18 protein-coding genes are annotated in these 20,016 nt (G+C 73.0%); 16 read left to right on the forward strand and 2 right to left on the reverse strand.

Features of this window, described 5'->3' with window-relative positions:
• Positions 1-55 precede the first annotated feature (55 nt).
• Entirely contained in the window at positions 56-622 is a 567-nt protein-coding gene (gene efp, locus ABFY07_RS17255; RefSeq protein WP_346175346.1) for an elongation factor P, read from the forward strand.
• Positions 623-624: 2 nt separating this feature from the next.
• On the forward strand, positions 625-1,071 hold the full coding sequence (gene nusB, locus ABFY07_RS17260; protein ID WP_065966183.1) for a transcription antitermination factor NusB: 447 nt from the start codon (positions 625-627) through the stop codon (positions 1,069-1,071).
• Positions 1,072-1,239: 168 nt separating this feature from the next.
• Here the strand turns inward: nusB and bldD are convergent, their stop codons facing one another.
• The gene (gene bldD, locus ABFY07_RS17265; RefSeq protein ID WP_014056259.1) at positions 1,240-1,740 is read right to left on the reverse strand and encodes a transcriptional regulator BldD; all 501 of its coding nucleotides are present in this window, start codon (positions 1,738-1,740) and stop codon (positions 1,240-1,242) included.
• A gap of 197 nt (positions 1,741-1,937) precedes the next feature.
• Between bldD and pyrR the strand changes: the two genes are divergently transcribed.
• From pyrR to ABFY07_RS17335, 14 genes are all read left to right on the forward strand, one after another.
• Positions 1,938-2,531, forward strand: a complete 594-nt coding sequence (gene pyrR / locus ABFY07_RS17270; protein WP_346175347.1) for a bifunctional pyr operon transcriptional regulator/uracil phosphoribosyltransferase PyrR — start codon at positions 1,938-1,940, stop codon at positions 2,529-2,531.
• A gap of 187 nt (positions 2,532-2,718) precedes the next feature.
• The gene (locus tag ABFY07_RS17275) at positions 2,719-3,696 is read left to right on the forward strand and encodes an aspartate carbamoyltransferase catalytic subunit (RefSeq protein ID WP_346175348.1); all 978 of its coding nucleotides are present in this window, start codon (positions 2,719-2,721) and stop codon (positions 3,694-3,696) included.
• 2 nt (positions 3,697-3,698) lie between these two features.
• Entirely contained in the window at positions 3,699-4,994 is a 1,296-nt protein-coding gene (locus tag ABFY07_RS17280) for a dihydroorotase (protein WP_346175349.1), read from the forward strand.
• Positions 4,991-5,605, forward strand: a complete 615-nt coding sequence (locus tag ABFY07_RS17285) for a PH-like domain-containing protein (protein ID WP_346175350.1) — start codon at positions 4,991-4,993, stop codon at positions 5,603-5,605. The genes ABFY07_RS17280 and ABFY07_RS17285 overlap by 4 nt, the downstream gene beginning before the upstream one ends.
• The gene (carA, locus tag ABFY07_RS17290; RefSeq protein ID WP_346175351.1) at positions 5,602-6,744 is read left to right on the forward strand and encodes a glutamine-hydrolyzing carbamoyl-phosphate synthase small subunit; all 1,143 of its coding nucleotides are present in this window, start codon (positions 5,602-5,604) and stop codon (positions 6,742-6,744) included. Before ABFY07_RS17285 ends, carA begins: the two co-directional genes overlap by 4 nt.
• Positions 6,737-10,048, forward strand: coding sequence for a carbamoyl-phosphate synthase large subunit (gene carB, locus ABFY07_RS17295; RefSeq protein ID WP_346175352.1), 3,312 nt, complete (start codon positions 6,737-6,739; stop codon positions 10,046-10,048). Before carA ends, carB begins: the two co-directional genes overlap by 8 nt.
• A 214-nt stretch (positions 10,049-10,262) precedes the next feature.
• Positions 10,263-11,405: a quinone-dependent dihydroorotate dehydrogenase gene (locus tag ABFY07_RS17300; RefSeq protein ID WP_346175353.1), complete on the forward strand. Its 1,143-nt coding sequence runs from the start codon at positions 10,263-10,265 to the stop codon at positions 11,403-11,405.
• Positions 11,402-12,253, forward strand: coding sequence for an orotidine-5'-phosphate decarboxylase (gene pyrF / locus ABFY07_RS17305; protein ID WP_346175354.1), 852 nt, complete (start codon positions 11,402-11,404; stop codon positions 12,251-12,253). The genes ABFY07_RS17300 and pyrF overlap by 4 nt, the downstream gene beginning before the upstream one ends.
• Before the next feature lie 204 nt (positions 12,254-12,457).
• Positions 12,458-12,781, forward strand: a complete 324-nt coding sequence (locus ABFY07_RS17310; RefSeq protein WP_065966208.1) for an integration host factor — start codon at positions 12,458-12,460, stop codon at positions 12,779-12,781.
• Positions 12,782-12,819: 38 nt separating this feature from the next.
• On the forward strand, positions 12,820-13,413 hold the full coding sequence (gene gmk, locus ABFY07_RS17315) for a guanylate kinase (protein ID WP_065966210.1): 594 nt from the start codon (positions 12,820-12,822) through the stop codon (positions 13,411-13,413).
• A gap of 105 nt (positions 13,414-13,518) precedes the next feature.
• The gene (gene rpoZ, locus ABFY07_RS17320) at positions 13,519-13,791 is read left to right on the forward strand and encodes a DNA-directed RNA polymerase subunit omega (protein ID WP_005319902.1); all 273 of its coding nucleotides are present in this window, start codon (positions 13,519-13,521) and stop codon (positions 13,789-13,791) included.
• Between the two features lie 94 nt (positions 13,792-13,885).
• The gene (gene coaBC / locus ABFY07_RS17325) at positions 13,886-15,094 is read left to right on the forward strand and encodes a bifunctional phosphopantothenoylcysteine decarboxylase/phosphopantothenate--cysteine ligase CoaBC (protein ID WP_346175355.1); all 1,209 of its coding nucleotides are present in this window, start codon (positions 13,886-13,888) and stop codon (positions 15,092-15,094) included.
• Between the two features lie 267 nt (positions 15,095-15,361).
• Complete coding sequence (gene metK / locus ABFY07_RS17330; RefSeq protein WP_346175356.1) at positions 15,362-16,570, forward strand: methionine adenosyltransferase; 1,209 nt, start codon at positions 15,362-15,364, stop codon at positions 16,568-16,570.
• Between the two features lie 136 nt (positions 16,571-16,706).
• Complete coding sequence (locus tag ABFY07_RS17335; protein ID WP_346175357.1) at positions 16,707-18,890, forward strand: primosomal protein N'; 2,184 nt, start codon at positions 16,707-16,709, stop codon at positions 18,888-18,890.
• Positions 18,891-19,487: 597 nt separating this feature from the next.
• Here the strand turns inward: ABFY07_RS17335 and ABFY07_RS17340 are convergent.
• On the reverse strand, positions 19,488-20,006 hold the full coding sequence (locus ABFY07_RS17340) for a hypothetical protein (protein WP_346175358.1): 519 nt from the start codon (positions 20,004-20,006) through the stop codon (positions 19,488-19,490).
• Between the last annotated feature and the right edge of the window lie 10 nt (positions 20,007-20,016).

Raw genomic sequence — 20,016 nt, forward strand, 5'->3', positions numbered from 1 at the left:
GGCGCGTCGCATCTTTCTGGTTCCCACCAGCTGTAGTCCAGGAGATCCCGCAACCGTGGCATCCACGAACGACCTCAAGAACGGCATGGTGCTCAAGCTCGACGGGGGCCAGCTCTGGTCCGTCGTAGAGTTCCAGCACGTCAAGCCCGGCAAGGGCCCTGCTTTCGTCCGCACCAAGCTCAAGAACGTGCTGTCCGGCAAGGTGGTCGACAAGACCTTCAACGCCGGTGTGAAGGTCGAGACGGCCAATGTCGACAAGCGCGGCATGCAGTTCTCGTACAAGGACGGCGAGAGCTTTGTGTTCATGGACATGGACACCTACGACCAGATCTACATCAGCCCCGAGGTCGTCGGCGACAACGCCCGCTACCTGCTCGAGGGCTTCGAAGCCGTCGTGGCGATGCACGAGGGCAACCCGCTGTACGTCGAGCTGCCGGCCGCGGTCGAGCTGGTGATCGAGTACACCGAGCCCGGCGTCCAGGGCGACCGCTCCACCGGCGGCACCAAGCCCGCGAAGCTGGAGACCGGCTACGAGATCGGCGTCCCGCTCTTCATCACCACCGGTGAGAAGATCAAGGTCGACACCCGCTCCGGTGAGTACCTCGGTCGGGTGAACAACTAACCGTGGCTGCCCGCAACAAGGCCCGTAAACGAGCCTTCCAGATCCTTTTCGAGGCCGACCAGCGTGGCAGCTCCGTGCAGACGGTCCTCGCGGACTGGATCCGGCTCGCCCGGACCGACGACCGGCAGCCGCCGGTCAGCGAATACACGATGCAGCTGGTCGAGGGGTACGCCCAGTACACGGACCGGATCGACGAGCTGATCTCCACCTACGCGGTGGGCTGGACGCTGGACCGGATGCCGGTCGTCGACCGGAACATCCTGCGGCTGGGCGCCTACGAGCTGGTGTGGGAGGACGACACACCGGACGCCGTCGTGATCGACGAGGCGGTCCAGCTGGCCAAGGAGTTCTCCACCGATGACTCGCCGGCCTTCGTCAACGGCCTCCTGGGCCGCTTCAAGGAGCTGAAGCCGAGCCTGCGCCGTGAGCAGTCGGGCACGGAGGCCTGAGGAGCGCACGACCCCGCGGGCCCGGCCCGCGGGCACAAAGCCGCCGGGGGCGGTAGAACCTCTCAGGTTCTACCGCCCCCGGCGGCTTTCTGCTGACTGTGCTGACCTTCGATAAAGGTGCGCGGTTAAGGGTGCGCGGTCTTCAGGGGAGGCGCGGCGCGCGCGGCGTCACACGTCCTCGTGCTGGACCGCCCGGCGCGCGTCGGCACCCAGCACACCCCAGCTGATCAGCTGCTCGGTGAGCACCGACGGCGACTGGTCGTAGATCACGGCGAGGGTGCGCAGATCGTCCTGGCGGATCGACAGCACCTTGCCGTTGTAGTCCCCGCGCTGGCTCTGGATCGTGGCGGCATACCGCTGCAGCGGGCCCGCCTTCTCGACCGGCACATGGGCCAGCCGCTCCAGGTCCAGCACCAGCTTCGGCGGCGGCTCGGCGGCGCCGGCCGGGCTGGTGCCCGGGAGCAGCTCCTGGACCGGGACGCCGTAGAAGTCGGCCAGCTCGGCGAGGCGCTGCACGGTCACGGCACGGTCCCCGCGCTCGTACGAGCCGACCACGACGGCCTTCCAGCGGCCCTGGGACTTCTCCTCGACACCGTGGAGGGAGAGGCCCTGCTGGGTGCGGATGGCACGGAGCTTGGCTCCGAGCTGTTTGGCGTATTCGCTGGACATAAAGCTCCCCGGACGAAGACTGGTAACTCACTGTGAGGTTACGCAGCGTAATCTCCATTCGTCAAGCCGAACGGGGCGCGGGGGGCCGTCGCCAGGGGCGATGACGGGCGGGCCGTCCTCTCCTGCTACTGTGAATGGCGCAATTCCGACGTCCTTTAAGGTCCGTCCCGTGAGGCGGAGAAGGAGGTCCGTTTCATATGGACGCACGTACCACCCACGCGGCCACCGCGGCGCGCTCCGTGCTCGAGGCACCGGACATCGCCCGCGTTCTGACCCGCATCGCCCATGAGATCGTCGAGCGCGCCAAGGGCGCCGACGACGTGGTGCTGCTCGGCATCCCGACCCGCGGTGTGCACCTCGCCCGGCGGCTGGCCGCCCGGCTCGAGGAGATCACCGGCAAGGACCCCGGCCAGATGCCGGTCGGCTCGCTCGACATCACCATGTACCGCGACGACCTGAGACTGCGCCCGGCCCGCGCGCTCGCCCGCACCGAGATCCCCGGCGACGGCATCGACGGCCGTCTGGTGGTCCTGGTCGACGACGTGCTCTTCTCCGGTCGCACCATCCGCGCCGCCCTGGACGCCCTGGGCGACATCGGCCGGCCGCGCGCCGTCCAGCTCGCGGTCCTGGTCGACCGCGGCCACCGCGAGCTGCCGATCCGCGCCGACTACGTAGGCAAGAACCTCCCCACGTCGCTGCGGGAGACGGTCAAGGTCCAGCTCACCGAGGAGGACGGCCGCGACAGCGTGCTCCTCGGCGCGCGCGGGACCGCCCCCGCGGACGGGCAGTAGCCCCCCGCCGGGCCCGCCCGGGACCGCGTCGGACGACCGCATCGCGCACCGCCTCCGGGCACCGCCCAGCGGACACCCGGGGCCGCCCGTGCCCCGGTGACCGGCCCCGGCCCGGCGCGTCGGCCACGACGACCTCCCGCGTGCCCGCCGCACGCCTGTACATCTCCCTCACCCACGGAGCATCCGGATGAAGCGCCACCTCATCTCGGCCGCCGATCTCACGCGCGACGACGCCGTCCTGATCCTCGACACCGCCGAGGAGCTGGCCCGTATCGCCGACCGGCCGATCAAGAAGCTGCCGACCCTGCGCGGCCGTACCGTCGTCAACCTCTTCTTCGAGGACTCCACCCGCACCCGCATCTCGTTCGAGGCGGCCGCCAAGCGGCTGTCCGCCGACGTCATCAACTTCTCCGCCAAGGGCTCCTCGGTCTCCAAGGGCGAGTCCCTGAAGGACACCGCGCTCACCCTGGAGGCGATGGGCGCCGACGCCGTCGTCATCCGCCACCACGACTCCGGCGCACCGCACCGGCTGGCCACCTCCGGCTGGATCGGCGGCTCGGTCGTCAACGCCGGGGACGGCACCCATGAGCACCCCACCCAGGCGCTGCTCGACGCCTTCACCATGCGCCGCCACCTGACCTCGGGCACCGGCCAGGACCTGGCGGGCCGGCGGATCACGATCGTCGGCGACATCCTGCACAGCCGGGTCGCCCGCTCCAACGTCCACCTGCTGTCCACCCTGGGCGCCGAGGTGACGCTGGTCGCCCCGCCGACGCTGGTGCCCTTCGCCGTCGAGAGCTGGCCGTGCGAGGTCTCGTACGACCTCGACGCCGTGATCGGCAAGTCCGACGCCGTGATGATGCTGCGCGTCCAGCGCGAGCGCATGAACGCCGCCTTCTTCCCCACCGAGCGCGAGTACGCCCGGCGGTACGGGCTGGACGGCGACCGGATGGCCCGCATGCCCGAGCACGCCATCGTCATGCACCCCGGCCCCATGAACCGCGGCATGGAGATCACCGCCGAGGTGGCGGACTCCCCGCGCTGCACCGCCGTCGAGCAGGTCGCCAACGGCGTCTCGATCCGCATGGCCGTCCTGTATCTGCTGCTCGGCGGGAACGAGCCCGCCGTCGCCACGACCCGCACCGCCACCGAGGAGAGCAAGTAACCATGAGCGACACCCCCAAGACCCTCCTCCGCGGCGCGAAGGTCCTCGGCGGCGAGGCCCGTGACGTGCTGATCGAGGGCGAGCGGATCGCCGCGGTCGGCACCGGCGTCGAGGCGGGCGACGCCACCGTGATCGACGCCACCGGGCAGATCCTGCTGCCCGGCCTGGTCGACCTCCACACCCATCTGCGCGAGCCCGGCCGCGAGGACTCCGAGACCGTCCTCACCGGCACCCGCGCGGCCGCCGCCGGCGGCTACACCGCCGTCCACGCCATGGCCAACACCTTCCCGGTCGCCGACACCGCCGGCGTCGTCGAGCAGGTGTGGCGGCTCGGCAAGGAGTCCGGCTACTGCGACGTCCAGCCGGTGGGCGCCGTCACCGTCGGGCTGGAGGGCAAGAAGCTCGCCGAGCTGGGCGCCATGCACGACTCCGCCGCCGGGGTGCGGGTCTTCTCCGACGACGGCAAGTGCGTGGACGACGCCGTGATCATGCGCCGCGCCCTGGAGTACGTGAAGGCCTTCGACGGCGTCATCGCCCAGCACGCCCAGGAGCCGCGGCTGACCGAGGGCGCCCAGATGAACGAGGGCGTGGTCTCCGCCGAGCTCGGCCTCGGCGGCTGGCCGGCCGTGGCCGAGGAGTCGATCATCGCCCGCGATGTGCTGCTCGCCGCCCACGTCGGCTCCCGCGTGCACATCTGCCACCTGTCCACCGCCGGCTCGGTCGAGATCGTCCGCTGGGCCAAGTCCAAGGGCTGGAACGTCACCGCCGAGGTCACCCCGCACCACCTGCTGCTCACCGACGAGCTGGTGCGCTCCTACAACCCGGTCTACAAGGTGAACCCGCCGCTGCGCACCGAGGCCGACGTCATGGCGCTGCGCGAGGCGCTCGCCGACGGCACCATCGACTGCGTCGCCACCGACCACGCCCCGCACCCCCACGAGGACAAGGACTGCGAGTGGGGCGCGGCGGCCATGGGCATGGTCGGCCTGGAGACCGCGCTGTCCGTCGTCCAGCACACCATGGTGGACACCGGCCTGCTGGACTGGGCTGGCGTCGCCGACCGGATGTCGCACCGCCCCTCGGCCATCGGCCGCCTGGCCGGCCACGGGCGCCCCATCGCCCCGGGGGAGCCCGCCAACCTCACCCTCCTCGACTCCGCATACCGTGGTGTGGTGAACCCCGCGGGCTTCGCCTCCCGCAGCCGCAACACCCCCTACGAGGGCCGTGAACTGCCGGGCCGCGTGACGTACACCTTCCTGCGGGGCCGGGCGACGGTCGTGGACGGGAAACTGGCGTGACACCTCTCATCAACGCGGCGGCGGGCTCCCTCGGGGGCCTCGCGGCCGAGCAGAAGTCCCAGGACGTGACGGACTGGGCGGCGCGCATCGGCTGGGTGGCCGGCCTGCTGCTCCTCATCGCGCTCGTCTACTGGCTGATGCGCGAGGGCTGGAAGTGGCGGGGCACGCTCCAGGGCGACCTGCCCGAGCTTCCGCAGGCCCCGGCGGAGCCCGGACCCGCCCGGCTCGCCCTGTCCGGCCGCTACCACGGCTCGACCACCGCCGGGCAGTGGCTCGACCGGATCGTCGCCCAGGGCCTGGGCACCCGCAGCCGCGCCGAGCTCACCCTGACCGAGCAGGGCCTCGCCGTCGTACGCCCCGGGGCGCGCGACTTCTTCATCCCGGCCGGGAGCCTGCGCGGCGCCCGGCTCGATGCGGGCATCGCCGGCAAGGTCCTCGCCGAGGGCGGGCTGCTGGTGATCACCTGGCAGCTGGGCGACCGCCTGATCGACTCCGGCTTCCGCTCCGACCACGCGGCCGAGCACACCGCGTGGGTGGACACCCTCACCGAACTCTCCGGCGGCCCCAGCGACGCGGCCGCCCACCAGCACGACACGGAAGGCGCACGATGACCACCTCCAACCGGGGACTGAACACGGCCCCCGCCGTCCTCGTCCTGGAGGACGGCCGCACCTTCCGCGGCCGGGCCTACGGGGCCGTGGGCGAAACCTTCGGCGAGGCGGTGTTCTCCACCGGCATGACCGGCTACCAGGAGACCCTGACCGACCCCTCGTACCACCGCCAGGTCGTCGTGATGACCGCGCCGCACGTCGGCAACACCGGCGTCAACGACGAGGACCCGGAGTCGAAGCGGATCTGGGTCGCCGGCTATGTGGTCCGCGACCCCGCCCGGGTGCCCTCCAACTGGCGCTCGCGCCGCACCCTGGACGAGGAACTGGCCGCCCAGGGCGTCGTCGGCATCAGCGCCATCGACACCCGCGCCCTCACCCGCCACCTGCGCGAGCGCGGCGCCATGCGGGTCGGCATCTTCTCCGGCGAGGCGATCGCCGACGAGGCCGCGCTGCTGGCCAGGGTGCGGGCCGTGCCGCAGATGAAGGGCGCGGACCTCAGCGGCGACGTCGCCACCACGGAGCGTTACGTCGTCCCCGCGATCGGCACCAGGAAGTTCACCGTCGCCGCGGTCGACCTCGGCATCAAGGGCATGACCCCGCACCGGATGGCCGAGCGCGGCATCGAGGTGCACGTGCTGCCGGCGAACGCCACGGTCGAGGACGTCTACGCGGTGAACCCGGACGGGGTGTTCTTCTCCAACGGGCCGGGCGACCCGGCCACCGCCGACCACCCCGTCTCCGTGATGCGCGCGGTCCTGGAGCGCGGCACCCCGCTGTTCGGCATCTGCTTCGGCAACCAGATCCTCGGCCGCGCGCTGGGCTTCGGCACCTACAAGCTGAAGTACGGCCACCGCGGCATCAACCAGCCGGTGCAGGACCGCACCACCGGCAAGGTCGAGGTCACCGCGCACAACCACGGCTTCGCCGTCGACGCCCCGCTGGACGGGCCCTCCGACACCCCCTACGGGCGGGTCGAGGTCTCCCATGTGTGCCTCAACGACAACGTGGTCGAGGGCCTCCAGCTGCTCGACCGTCCCGCGTTCAGCGTCCAGTACCACCCCGAGGCCGCCGCCGGCCCGCACGACGCGGCCTACCTGTTCGACCGCTTTGTCTCCCTGATGGAGGGCCAGCGTGCCTAAGCGCACCGACATCCAGTCCGTTCTGGTCATCGGCTCCGGCCCGATCGTCATCGGCCAGGCCGCCGAGTTCGACTACTCCGGCACCCAGGCCTGCCGCGTCCTCAAGGCGGAGGGGCTGCGGGTCGTCCTGGTCAACTCCAACCCCGCGACGATCATGACCGACCCGGAGATCGCCGACGCCACGTACGTCGAGCCGATCACCCCCGAGTTCGTCGAGAAGATCATCGCCAAGGAGCGCCCCGACGCGCTGCTGCCCACCCTCGGCGGGCAGACCGCGCTCAACACCGCGATCTCCCTCCACGAGGCGGGCACGCTCGACAAGTACGGCGTGGAACTGATCGGCGCCAACGTCGAGGCCATCCACAAGGGCGAGGACCGCGACCGGTTCAAGGAGGTCGTCGAGGCCGTCAACGCCAAGATCGGCCACGGCGAGTCCGCCCGCTCGGTCATCTGCCACTCCATGGACGACGTGCTCGCGGGCGTCGAGCGGCTCGGCGGCTACCCCGTCGTCGTACGCCCCTCCTTCACCATGGGCGGCGCCGGCTCCGGCTTCGCCCACGACGAGGAGGAGCTGCGCCGCATCGCCGGCCAGGGCCTGACGCTCTCGCCCACCACCGAGGTGCTCCTGGAGGAGTCCATCCTCGGCTGGAAGGAGTACGAGCTGGAGCTGATGCGCGACAAGCACGACAACGTGGTGGTCGTCTGCTCCATCGAGAACTTCGACCCCATGGGCGTGCACACCGGCGACTCGATCACCGTCGCCCCCGCGATGACGCTCACCGACCGCGAGTACCAGATCCTGCGCGACATCGGCATCGCCGTCATCCGCGAGGTCGGCGTCGACACCGGCGGCTGCAACATCCAGTTCGCCGTCAACCCGGTTGACGGCCGGGTCATCGTCATCGAGATGAACCCGCGCGTCTCCCGCTCCTCCGCGCTCGCCTCCAAGGCGACCGGCTTCCCCATCGCCAAGATCGCGGCCAAGCTCGCCGTCGGCTACACCCTCGACGAGATCCCGAACGACATCACCCAGGAGACCCCGGCGTCCTTCGAGCCCACGCTCGACTACGTCGTCGTCAAGGTGCCGCGCTTCGCCTTCGAGAAGTTCCCCGCCGCCGACGCCCGGCTCACCACCACCATGAAGTCGGTCGGCGAGGCCATGGCCATCGGCCGCAACTTCACCGAGGCGCTCCAGAAGGCGCTGCGCTCGCTGGAGAAGAAGGGCAGCCAGTTCGACTTCACCGGCGACCCGGGCGAGAAGTCCGAGCTGCTGGCGCGGGCCGAGGCGCCCACCGACGGCCGGATCAACACCGTCATGCAGGCCATCCGCGCCGGGGCCACCCCCGAGGAGGTCTTCGAGGCCACGAAGATCGACCCGTGGTTCGTCGACCAGCTCTTCCTGATCAAGGAGATCGCGGACGAGGTCGAGGCCGCCGACGAGCTGGACCCGGAGCTGCTCGCCGAGGCCAAGCGGCACGGCTTCTCCGACGCCCAGATCGCCGGCATCCGCTCGCTGCGCGAGGACGTGGTCCGCGAGGTGCGCCACGCGCTGGGGGTGCGGCCCGTCTACAAGACCGTCGACACCTGCGCCGCCGAGTTCGCCGCCAGGACCCCGTACTTCTACTCCTCCTACGACGAGGAGTCCGAGGTCGCGCCGCGTGAGAAGCCCGCCGTGATCATCCTGGGCTCCGGCCCCAACCGGATCGGCCAGGGCATCGAGTTCGACTACTCGTGTGTGCACGCCTCCTTCGCGCTGCACGACGCGGGCTACGAGACCGTCATGGTCAACTGCAACCCGGAGACCGTCTCCACCGACTACGACACCTCCGACCGGCTCTACTTCGAGCCGCTCACGCTGGAGGACGTGCTGGAGATCGTCCACGCCGAGCAGCAGGCGGGCCCGGTCGCCGGCGTCATCGTCCAGCTCGGCGGCCAGACTCCGCTCGGCCTGGCCCAGGCGCTCAAGGACAACGGCGTGCCCATCGTGGGTACCTCGCCCGAGGCGATCAACCTCGCCGAGGAGCGCGGCGCCTTCGGCCGGGTGCTGACCGAGGCCGGGCTGCCCGCCCCCAAGTACGGCACCGCCTTCTCCTTCGAGCAGGCCAAGGGCATCGCCGCCGAGATCGGCTACCCGGTCATGGTCCGCCCCTCGTACGTCCTCGGCGGCCGCGGCATGGAGATCGTCTACGACGAGCCCTCCCTGGCGGCCTACCTGGAGCGGCACGCGGGCCTGATCTCCGAGCACCCGGTCCTCATCGACCGGTTCCTCGACGACGCCATCGAGATCGACGTGGACGCGCTCTACGACGGCCACGAGCTCTACCTCGGCGGCGTCATGGAGCACATCGAGGAGGCCGGCATCCACTCCGGCGACTCGGCCTGCGCGCTGCCCCCGATCACCCTCGGCGGCTTCGACATCAAGCGGCTGCGGGCCTCCACCGAGGCCATCGCGCGCGGCGTCGGGGTGCGCGGCCTGATCAACATCCAGTTCGCCATGGCCGGCGACATCCTGTATGTCCTGGAGGCCAACCCGCGCGCCTCCCGCACCGTGCCCTTCACCTCCAAGGCCACCGCCGTGCCGCTCGCCAAGGCCGCCGCCCGCATCTCGCTGGGCGCGACCATCGCCGAGCTGCGCGCCGAGGGCCTGCTGCCGAGCAGCGGCGACGGCGGCACGCTGCCGCTGGACGCGCCGATCTCCGTCAAGGAGGCCGTGATGCCGTGGAGCCGGTTCCGCGACGCCTCCGGGCGCGGCGTGGACACCGTCCTCGGCCCGGAGATGCGCTCCACCGGCGAGGTCATGGGCATCGACTCGGTCTTCGGCGCGGCGTACGCCAAGTCGCAGGCCGGGGCGTACGGGGCGCTGCCCCACAAGGGCCGGGCGTTCGTGTCGGTGGCCAACCGCGACAAGCGCTCGATGATCTTCCCGGCCCGTGAGCTGGTCGCCCTCGGCTTCGAGCTGCTGGCCACCTCCGGGACCGCCGAGGTGCTCAAGCGCAACGGCATCAACGCCACCGTGGTGCGCAAGCAGAGCGAGGGCGAGGGCCCGGGCGGTGAGAAGACCATCGTCCAGCTGATCCACGCCGGCGAGGTCGACCTGATCGTCAACACCCCGTACGGCACCGGCGGCCGCCTGGACGGCTACGAGATCCGTACGGCGGCCGTGGCCCGCGGCATCCCCTGCCTGACCACGGTCCAGGCCCTCGCGGCCGCCGTGCAGGGCATCGAGGCGCTCGGCCGGGGCGCGGTCGGCGTCCGGTCCCTCCAGGAGCACGCGGAGCACCTGATCGCGGCCCGCGAGCAGTAGCCGCGCGGAGGGGGACGCCGGGCCCGTACGCCCGGCGTCCCCCTGCCCCGGCGAGCCCTCCGGGCCGGAATCTCCCGGCTGGGCCCTCCCGGCCGGGCCCGCTCAGCCGGGCCCTCCCGGCCGGGCGCCCGCTCGCCCGGGTCACCTGAGCCCTCGACCTCCCCTCCCGTGCCCCGCCTTCCGGCCCGGAGCGCGGACGCGTAGAAAGCCCGCCATGTACCAGCTCTTCTTCCGCCTCGTCTTCCGCCACATGGACCCGGAGCGGGCGCACCACCTGGCCTTCGCCTGGATCCGGCTCGCCGCCCGCGTCCCGGTCCTGCGGACCTTCCTCGCGGCCCTCCTCGCGCCGCGCCACCGCGCGCTGCGCACCGAGGCGCTCGGCCTGCGCATGCACGGGCCCTTCGGGCTCGCGGCCGGATTCGACAAGAACGCGGTCGGCATCGACGGCATGGCCATGCTCGGCTTCGACCACGTCGAGATCGGCACCGTCACCGCCCGGCCGCAGCCCGGCAACCCCAGGAAGCGGCTCTTCCGCCTGGTCGCGGACCGGGCGCTGATCAACCGCATGGGCTTCAACAACGAGGGCTCGGAGGCGGTCGCCGCCCGCCTCGCGGCCCGCCGCGCCGGCCGCCCCGCCTTCCGGACCACCGTCGGCGTCAACATCGGCAAGACCAAGGTCGTCCCGGAGGCGGAGGCCGTCGCCGACTACGTGACCTCCACCGAGCGGCTGGCCGCCCACGCCGACTACCTGGTCGTCAACGTGTCCTCGCCCAACACCCCCGGGCTGCGGAACCTCCAGGCCGTGGACCACCTGCGGCCCCTGCTCAGCGCGGTGCGCGAGGCCGCGGACCGCACCGTGCCCGGCCGCCGGGTGCCGCTCCTGGTCAAGATCGCCCCCGACCTCGCCGACGAGGACGTGGACGCGGTCGCCGACCTCGCGGTCGAGCTGGGCCTGGACGGCATCATCGCCACCAACACCACCATCGCCCGCGACGGCCTCGGCCTGCGCTCCGGCGCGGCGCTCACCGGCGAGACGGGCGGCCTGTCCGGGGCGCCCCTCAAGGAGCGCTCCCTCCAGGTGCTGCGCCGCCTGTACGCCCGGGTCGGCGACCGGATCACACTGGTCGGCGTCGGCGGGATCGAGACCGCGGACGACGCCTGGGAGCGGATCCTGGCCGGGGCCACGCTGATCCAGGGCTACAGCGGCTTCATCTACGCGGGCCCGTTCTGGAGCCGCCGCATCCACCGCGGTCTCGCGGCCCGGCTCGCGGACAGCCCGTACGCCACGCTCGCCGACGCGGTCGGCGCGGACGCCCGCAAGGACGAGGCCCCCGAGGCCGACAAGGAGAACGCATGACCACCCCCTTCGGTACGCGGCTGCGCCGCGCCATGGACGACCGCGGCCCGCTGTGCGTCGGCATCGACCCGCACGCCTCGCTGCTCGCCGACTGGGGGCTCGGGGACGACATCGCGGGCCTGGAGCGGTTCACCCGCACGGTCGTGGACGCCCTCGCCGAGCGGGTCGCGGTCCTCAAGCCGCAGTCCGCGTTCTTCGAGCGCTTCGGCTCGCGCGGCATCGCCGTGCTGGAGCGGGCCGTCGCGGACGCCCGGGCCGCCGGGGCGCTGGTGCTCATGGACGCCAAGCGCGGCGACATCGGCTCCACCATGGCCGCGTACGCCGCCGCTTATCTGGACCCCGGCAGCCCGCTGTTCTCGGACGCGGTGACCGTCAGCCCGTATCTGGGCTTCGGCTCGCTGCGCCCGGCGCTGGACGCGGCGCGGGCGAGCGGGGCGGGGGTCTTCGTGCTGGCGCTCACCTCCAACCCGGAGGGCGCCGAGGTGCAGCACGCCGTGCGGGCCGGCGGGGCGACGGTCGCCGCCACGGTGCTGGACCACCTCAGGGAGGAGAACGCGGACGAGGCCCGCGCGGGCCGCCTCGGTTCGTTCGGCGCGGTCGTCGGGGCCACCCTGGGGGGCGCGGCGGGGGAGGCCGGCGCGGATCTGGCGATCGGCGGGCCGCTGCTGGCCCCGGGCATCGGGGCCCAGGGCGCGACGCCCGCGGACCTGCCCGAGGTCTTCGGCGCGGCGGTGCCGAACGTGCTCCCGAGCGTCAGCCGGGGGGTGCTCCGGCACGGTCCCGACCCGGCTTCGCTGGCCGAGGCGGCGCTCCGAATGGCTGATCAAGTGCGCGCTGTGGCCGAATAACCGGGGTGTTTTGCCCCTAAATGTCCAAGTCGAGCGAGTCTGACCAGGACTTTTCGTCTGTTCTCGCTGACTGGAGCGGAATGGGCCGCTAGTCTCCGACGAGAGCGAACGCGCTGCTGCGTTGCGCGTTGCTCCCCAGGTGAGGGGCGACTAGGTTCCTCACCGGTCCGTATCCGACAGTTCGACATCCGAGGTGACGTAGGCGTGGCTCTTCCGCCCCTTACCCCTGAACAGCGCGCAGCCGCGCTCGAAAAGGCCGCCGCGGCTCGCCGGGAGCGCGCCGAGGTCAAGAATCGGCTCAAGCACTCCGGCGCGTCCCTGCACGAGGTCATCAAGCAGGGCCAGGAGAACGATGTCATCGGCAAGATGAAGGTGTCCGCTCTCCTGGAGTCCCTGCCTGGCGTCGGCAAGGTCCGCGCCAAGCAGATCATGGAGCGGCTCGGCATCTCCGAGAGCCGTCGTGTCCGCGGTCTGGGCTCCAACCAGATCGCATCGCTTGAGCGCGAGTTCGGCGGCGCCGCCAACTGACGTTTCCAGGCACTCCCGGGAACCTGGATAATCGCTGCATGGCAGCACACTCTCGGGGGGCGACCCCCGTACCCCCGGACGCACGTCCGCGGCTGACCGTGCTCTCCGGCCCTTCCGGGGTCGGCAAGAGCACGGTCGTCGCTCATATGCGCAAAGCACACCCCGAGGTGTGGCTCTCCGTCTCCGCCACCACGCGCAAGCCGCGACCCGGCGAGCGCCACGGTGTCCAGTACTTCTTCGTGGACGACGGGGAGTTCGACAAGCTCATCGCCAACGGTGAGCTGCTGGAGTGGGCCGAGTTCGCGGGCAACCGCTACGGCACCCCGCGCGAGGCGGTCCAGGACCGCCTCGCCGCCGGCGAGCCGGTGCTGCTGGAGATCGACCTGCAGGGCGCCCGCCAGGTCCGCGAGTCCATGCCGGACGCCCAGCTGGTCTTCCTCGCCCCGCCGAGCTGGGAGGAGCTGGTCCGGCGGCTCACCGGCCGGGGCACCGAGCCGCCCGAGGTGATCGAGCGGCGGCTGGAGGCCGCGACGACCGAGCTGGCCGCCGAGCCGGAGTTCGATGTGACCTTGGTCAATACCTCCGTCGAGGGCGTGGCGCAAGAGCTGCTAACCTTGATGCGAGTCGTTTGATCTTCGCTGGTATCCACCGCCTTGAAGGCCGCAGCGGTACTCACGGCGCGGGCCGCCACCGATCGAATTTCTCAACTTCTTCATCACCCCTTCGGAAGGCAGAGAGTGTCCTCTTCCATCACCGCGCCCGAGGGCATCATCAACCCGCCGATTGATGAGCTGCTCGAGGCCACCGACTCCAAGTACAGCCTGGTGATCTACGCGGCCAAGCGCGCCCGCCAGATCAACGCGTACTACTCGCAGCTCGGCGAGGGCCTGCTCGAGTACGTCGGCCCGCTGGTGGACACCCACGTCCACGAGAAGCCGCTGTCGATCGCGCTCCGCGAGATCAACGCCGGTCTGCTGACCTCCGAGGCCATCGAGGGCCCGGCGCAGTAGTCGACACCTCCCACCACGGGCCCGGCGGCACCCCCGCCGGGCCCGTGGTGTGTCATGGGTACGTACACGAGGGAGCTGCGGGGAGAGGCGAGCGATGGACAAGCCCAAGGTCGTCCTGGGGGTCAGCGGCGGGATCGCCGCCTACAAGGCGTGCGAGCTGCTGCGCCGCCTCACCGAGTCCGGGCACGAGGTGCGGGTCGTACCGACCGCCTCGGCGCTCCACTTCGTCGGGGAGGCGACCTGGTCGGCCCTGTCCGGCAACCCGGCCACCACGGAGGTCTGGGAGTCCGTCCACGAGGTGCCGCACGTACGCATCGGCCAGTCCGCGGACCTGGTCGTGGTCGCCCCCGCCACCGCCGACCTGCTCGCCAAGGCCGCCCACGGCCTCGCCGACGACCTGCTCACCAACACTCTGCTGACCGCCCGCTGTCCGGTCGTCTTCGCGCCCGCCATGCACACCGAGATGTGGGAGCACCCGGCCACCCGGGAGAACGTGGCCACGCTGCGCCGCCGGGGGGCCGTCGTCATCGAGCCCGCCGTCGGACGGCTGACCGGCGTGGACACCGGCAAGGGCCGGCTGCCCGACCCCGGCGAGATCTTCGAGGTCTGCCGCCGGGTGCTCGCCCGCGGCACCGCGGAACAGCGGCTCGACCTCGCCGGCCGCCATGTCGTGGTGAGCGCGGGCGGCACCCGGGAGCCCCTGGACCCGGTGCGCTTCCTCGGCAACCGCTCCTCCGGCAAGCAGGGCTACGCCCTGGCCCGGGCCGCCGTCGCCCGCGGGGCCAGGGTGACCTTGGTCTCGGCCAACAGTGAGCTGCCCGACCCGGCCGGGGCCGATGTGGTGCGCGTGAGCACCGCCGTGCAGCTGCGCGAGGCGGTACTCAAGGCCGCCGCGGAGGCCGACGCCGTGGTGATGGCCGCGGCCGTGGCCGACTTCCGGCCCGCCCGGTACGCCGAGGGGAAGATCAAGAAGCGGGACGGGCAGGAGCCCGACCCCATCGCCCTGGTCCGCAACCCGGACGTGCTCGCCGAGATCTCCGCCGACCGCGCCCGGCCCGGGCAGGTCGTGGTCGGTTTCGCCGCCGAGACCGACGACGTGCTCGCCAACGGACGCGCCAAGCTCGCCCGCAAGGGCTGCGACCTGCTGGTCGTCAATGAGGTGGGGGAGCACAAGACCTTCGGCGCCGAGGCCAGCGAGGCCGTGGTCCTGGCGTCCGACGGCACCGAGACGCCGGTGCCCTACGGGCCCAAGGAGGTCCTCGCCGACACGGTCTGGGACCTGGTGGCCCGGCGCCTGGCCTGACCGGTCCCGGGTGGTCGGCCCGGCCCGGGGCGGCCGATCGGCCGGTTCGGGCCATCGGAGGGAATGACATTTTCCTGCCTCCCCGGCAAGGCTGAATTTCCGGTCAGGCCGGGGTATGTTCCAGGTCACGGCCTGCCCGTCCTGTGGGACCGGGATGCTCGACCGGCCCACCCGCCGGATAAACTGGCCGAGGAACCGCACCGGGCGCAGCTCCCGGGCGGTCCCAACCATGATCAGCCAGCAGCCGCTGCAACCCCAGGGAGCGATGTGTCCCGCCGCCTGTTCACCTCGGAATCAGTGACCGAGGGTCACCCCGACAAGATCGCTGACCAGATCAGCGACACCATCCTCGACGCGCTCCTCAAGGAGGACCCGACCTCCCGGGTCGCCGTCGAGACCCTGATCACCACCGGCCTGGTGCACGTGGCCGGCGAGGTGACGACCAAGGCGTACGCACCGATCGCCACGCTGGTGCGCAACAAGATCCTCGAGATCGGCTACGACTCGTCGAAGAAGGGCTTCGACGGAGCCTCGTGCGGCGTCTCGGTGTCCATCGGCTCCCAGTCGCCGGACATCGCGCAGGGTGTGGACTCGGCCTACGAGGCCCGGGTCGAGGGTGACGAGGACGAGCTGGACAAGCAGGGCGCGGGCGACCAGGGCCTGATGTTCGGCTTCGCCTGCGACGAGACCCCCGAGCTGATGCCGCTGCCGATCCACCTGGCCCACCGGCTCTCCCGCCGCCTCTCCGAGGTCCGCAAGAACGGCACCATCCCCTACCTGCGGCCCGACGGCAAGACTCAGGTCACCATCGAGTACGACGGCAACAAGCCGGTCCGCCTGGACACCGTGGTCGTCTCCTCGCAGCACGCCTCCGACATCGACCTGGAATCGCTGCTGGCACCGGACATCCGGGAGTTCGTGGTCGAGCACGTGCTGAACCAGCTCTTCGAGGACGGCATCAAGCTGGACACCGAGGGCTACCGCCTGCTGGTCAACCCCACCGGACGGTTCGAGATCGGCGGCCCCATGGGCGACGCCGGCCTCACCGGCCGGAAGATCATCATCGACACGTACGGCGGCATGGCCCGCCACGGCGGCGGCGCCTTCTCCGGCAAGGACCCGTCCAAGGTCGACCGCTCCGCCGCGTACGCCATGCGCTGGGTCGCGAAGAACGTCGTCGCGGCCGGCCTGGCCGCGCGCTGCGAGGTGCAGGTCGCCTACGCGATCGGCAAGGCCGAGCCGGTCGGCCTGTTCGTCGAGACCTTCGGCACGGCCACGATCGACCACGAGAAGATCGAGAAGGCCATCTCCGAGGTCTTCGACCTCCGCCCGGCCGCCATCATCCGCGACCTGGACCTGCTGCGCCCGATCTACGCCGAGACGGCGGCGTACGGCCACTTCGGCCGCGAGCTGCCGGACTTCACCTGGGAGCGCACCGACCGCGTGGACGCGCTCCGCGCGGCGGCGGGGCTGTAAGGCCATCCAGGAGGCCCTGTAAGGCCCTGTAAGGCCCTTCTGCTTTCGCCTCTCTGCTTGCGCGTCTTTCGCATCGGACACCGGCCCGGGCACCACGCCCGGGCCGGTGTCCGTGTCTTCTGCTAAGACTGAAGCTGTGAGCAGCGACAACGGGCGGCCGGAGCGGGATCCGGCGGGGCGGGCCCCGGGGGCGGACCTCCAGGGGAGTGAGCAGCTCGCGCTCATCCGGGAGACCGTGCGCAAGGCCAAGGTGCCGAAGGCCAAGCCGCGGACGTGGCGGGGGGCCGCGCTGGCGCGGGAGCTGCCGGTCGCCAAGGTGCTGGTGGACAAGGGCCCGGTGCACCTGGACAAGCTGTGGGACTACGCGGTGCCCGCCGAGATGGACGCCGAGGCGCGGCCCGGGGTGCGGGTCCGGGTGCGGTTCGGGGCCGGCACGGGGAAGGTGCGCGAGGGGCGCCGGGAGGGCGGCGGGCTGCTCGACGGGTACATCGTCGAGCGGGTCGCCGAGTCCGACTACCGGGGTCCGCTGGCGGCGGTGGCGCAGGTGGTGTCGCCTGAGCCGGTGCTGGGGCCCGGGCTGCTCGCGCTGTGCCGGGCGGTCGCCGACCGGTACGCGGGATCGCTCGCCGATGTGCTGCAGCTGGCCCTGCCCAAGCGCAACGTCCGGGCCGAGCGCGAGCCCTCCCCGCCGCCGCTGCCGCCGCCGGGGGTGCCCGCGCCCGGGGGCTGGGAGCGCTATCCGGCCGGGCCCGGGTTCCTGGACGCCCTCGCCGGCGGCGGGACGCCGCGTGCGGTGTGGACCGCGCTGCCCGGACCGCACTGGCCGCGCGAGTGGGCCGTCGCCGTGGCCGCCACCCTCGCCTCGGGGCGCGGCGCGCTCGTCGTCGTCCCCGACGGGCGGACGGCCGCGCGGGTCGACGCGGCGCTCACCGAGGTGCTGGGCGCGGGGCGGCATGTGCTGCTCACCGCGGACCTCGGGCCCGAGGAGCGCTACCGCCGGTGGCTGGCCGTCAGCCGGGGCTCGGTCAGGGCCGTGGTGGGCACCCGGGCGGCCATGTTCGCGCCCGTGCGGGACCTGGGCCTGGTGGGGATCTGGGACGACGGCGACCACAGCCACAGCGATGTCCACGCGCCGTACCCGCACGCCCGGGACGTCCTGCTGCTGCGGGCCGTGCACGAGCGGACCGGCTTCCTGCTGGGCGACCTCGGCCGCACCGTGGAGGCCGCGCAGCTGGTGGAGAACGGCTGGGCGCGGCCGCTGGAGGCCGACCGGGAGACCGTGCGCGCGGCGGCGCCGCTGATCCGTACGGTCGACGAGGGCGAGACGGCCCGGGACGCGCAGGCCCGCGCCGCCCGGCTGCCGACCCTGGCCTGGCAGACCGTGCGGGAGGGGCTGACCCGGGGTCCGGTGCTGGTCCAGGTGCCGCGCCGGGGGTATGTGCCGCGGCTGGCCTGCGAGCGCTGCCGCGAGCCCGCGCGCTGCGCGCACTGCTCGGGCCCGCTGGAGGCCCCGGACGCGGGCACCCTCCACTGCGCCTGGTGCGGTCGGCCCGAGGCCGCCTGGCACTGCCGGGAGTGCGGGGGCGTGCGGCTGCGGGCCAGCGTGGTCGGGGCCCGGCGCACCGCCGAGGAGCTGGGGCGCGCCTTCCCTGACGTCCCGGTGCGCACCTCCGGCCGCGACCACATCCTCGCCACGGTCCCGGGCCGCCCGGCGCTCGTCGTCGCGACGCCCGGCGCCGAGCCGGTCGCCGAGGGCGGTTACGCCGCGGCGCTGCTGCTCGACGGCTGGGCCCTGCTCGGCCGCCCGGATCTCCGCGCCGGGGAGGAGGCGCTGCGCCGCTGGCTGGACGCAGCGGCCCTGGTGCGCGGCCACGGCGGGGCCGCGGGGGGAGGCGGGGGCGGCACCGTCGTGGTGCTCGCCGAGCCCACCCAGCGGCCCGTCCAGGCGCTGGTGCGCTGGGACCCGGCCGGTTACGCGGCCAGGGAGCTGGCCGAGCGGGCCCAGCTGGGCTTCCCGCCGGTCTCCCGGATGGCCGCGGTCGCCGGCCCCGCCGAGGCCGTGTCCGAGCTGATCGCCGCGGCCCCCCTGCCGGAGGGCACCGAGACCCTCGGCCCGGTCCCGCTCCCCCTCACAGAGCCCGGCCGCCCCCGCCGCCCCGGCCAGCCGCCGCCGGGGGAGGAGTGGCACCGCGCGCTGCTGCGCGTCCGCCCGGGCCAGGGCAGCGCCCTCGCGGCGGCCGTCAAGGCGGCCAAGGCGCAACGGTTGGCCCGGGGCGAGAAGGACCCGGCGGTACGGATCGACCCGCTCGACATCGGCTGACGCGCTTGCCGCGGCGCCGGCTACCGGCCGCCGCGCCCGGCGCGCGGCCGGCGCGGGCCTGGCGCCCGCCCGCCGTGCCCGGCCGAGGCCGGTCGGGCAGGCGCGCCGGGACAGGGCGTCCGGGGGGATCCGGGAGGGGCCACCGTCGCGGGGGAGCCGTCACGGGGCGGCCGCGAGGGGGCAGCCGGGGCGGGCCTCTGTGGCGGGGCGGCCGCGACAGGCACCCCCGGCGGGGCAATCGGGCGGGGGAGCGGTCGCGGGCAGCCGTCGCGGGGGAGCGGTCGTGGGGCAGCCGTCGCGGGGGAGCGGTCGTGGGGCAGCCGTCGCGGGGGAGCGGTCGTGGGGGAGCCAACAGCCGTCACGGGGCGGTCGCGGTGGGGCAGCCGGGCGGGCATCCGGGGCGGAGCGGCCGCGACAGGCACCCCCGCGGGGTATCCGGGCGGGGCCGCCGCCGCAGGGGCAGCCGTCGCGGGGGAGCGGTCGCGGGGGGTCCGTGACAGGCATCCGGGGCGGGGCAGCGGTCGCGGTTGCCCCGTCGCGGTGCAGCCGTCACGGGGCGGCGGTCGCGCGGGCGGCTCGGGATGCCCGCCGTGGGCCTCAGCCGTGGCGGGGGTTGGGGAGCGCGCCCGGGCGCGGCTCGTCGCGCAGTGCCGGGGCGGGCTGCGGCGGCATCGAGCGCGCGGCGGGCACCGACGGCACCGGGGGCACGGCGCCCGGCTCGGCGGTGCGCACCGACGTCTCGGTGCCCTCGGCGGCGCTCTGCGCGGCGGCCCGCCGCGCCCCGTAGCGGCGGTGCACCGCCTGCTTGGTGACGCCGAGCGCCGAGCCCACCGCGTCCCAGGAGAAGCCGAGCGAGCGGTCGAAGTCCACGGCGGCCGTGACCAGCGTCTCCACGCTGTCCCGCAGCTCCTGGGCCAGGCGCACGGTGGGCGCCGGGGCGCGCCCGTAGACGACGAAGCCCGCGGAGGGGCCCGTGCGCCGGGGGCGGTAGACATTGCCGAGCTGGGCGGTGAGCGTGCGCAGCGCGTCCACCTGTCGGCGGACCCGCTCGATGTCCCGGACCAGGAGGTGCAGGCTGGCCCGTGCCTGGGCGTCGTGGGTTGCGTGGTCGGCCATGAACAAGCCT

The sequence above is a fragment of the Streptomyces sparsogenes subsp. cuspidosporus genome (assembly GCF_039532705.1).
Lineage (GTDB): Bacteria > Actinomycetota > Actinomycetes > Streptomycetales > Streptomycetaceae > Streptomyces > Streptomyces sparsogenes.

What these genes read in the sequence shown, in the direction of transcription:
- bldD (WP_014056259.1), bottom strand. Translation starts at nt 1,740, where the DNA reads ATGTCCAGCGAATACGCCAAACAGCTCGGAGCCAAGCTCCGTGCCATC.
- pyrR (WP_346175347.1), top strand. Translation starts at nt 1,938, where the DNA reads ATGGACGCACGTACCACCCACGCGGCCACCGCGGCGCGCTCCGTGCTC.
- ABFY07_RS17275 (WP_346175348.1), top strand. Translation starts at nt 2,719, where the DNA reads ATGAAGCGCCACCTCATCTCGGCCGCCGATCTCACGCGCGACGACGCC.
- ABFY07_RS17280 (WP_346175349.1), top strand. Translation starts at nt 3,699, where the DNA reads ATGAGCGACACCCCCAAGACCCTCCTCCGCGGCGCGAAGGTCCTCGGC.
- carA (WP_346175351.1), top strand. Translation starts at nt 5,602, where the DNA reads ATGACCACCTCCAACCGGGGACTGAACACGGCCCCCGCCGTCCTCGTC.
- ABFY07_RS17300 (WP_346175353.1), top strand. Translation starts at nt 10,263, where the DNA reads ATGTACCAGCTCTTCTTCCGCCTCGTCTTCCGCCACATGGACCCGGAG.
- pyrF (WP_346175354.1), top strand. Translation starts at nt 11,402, where the DNA reads ATGACCACCCCCTTCGGTACGCGGCTGCGCCGCGCCATGGACGACCGC.
- gmk (WP_065966210.1), top strand. Translation starts at nt 12,820, where the DNA reads ATGGCAGCACACTCTCGGGGGGCGACCCCCGTACCCCCGGACGCACGT.
- coaBC (WP_346175355.1), top strand. Translation starts at nt 13,886, where the DNA reads ATGGACAAGCCCAAGGTCGTCCTGGGGGTCAGCGGCGGGATCGCCGCC.
- ABFY07_RS17340 (WP_346175358.1), bottom strand. Translation starts at nt 20,006, where the DNA reads ATGGCCGACCACGCAACCCACGACGCCCAGGCACGGGCCAGCCTGCAC.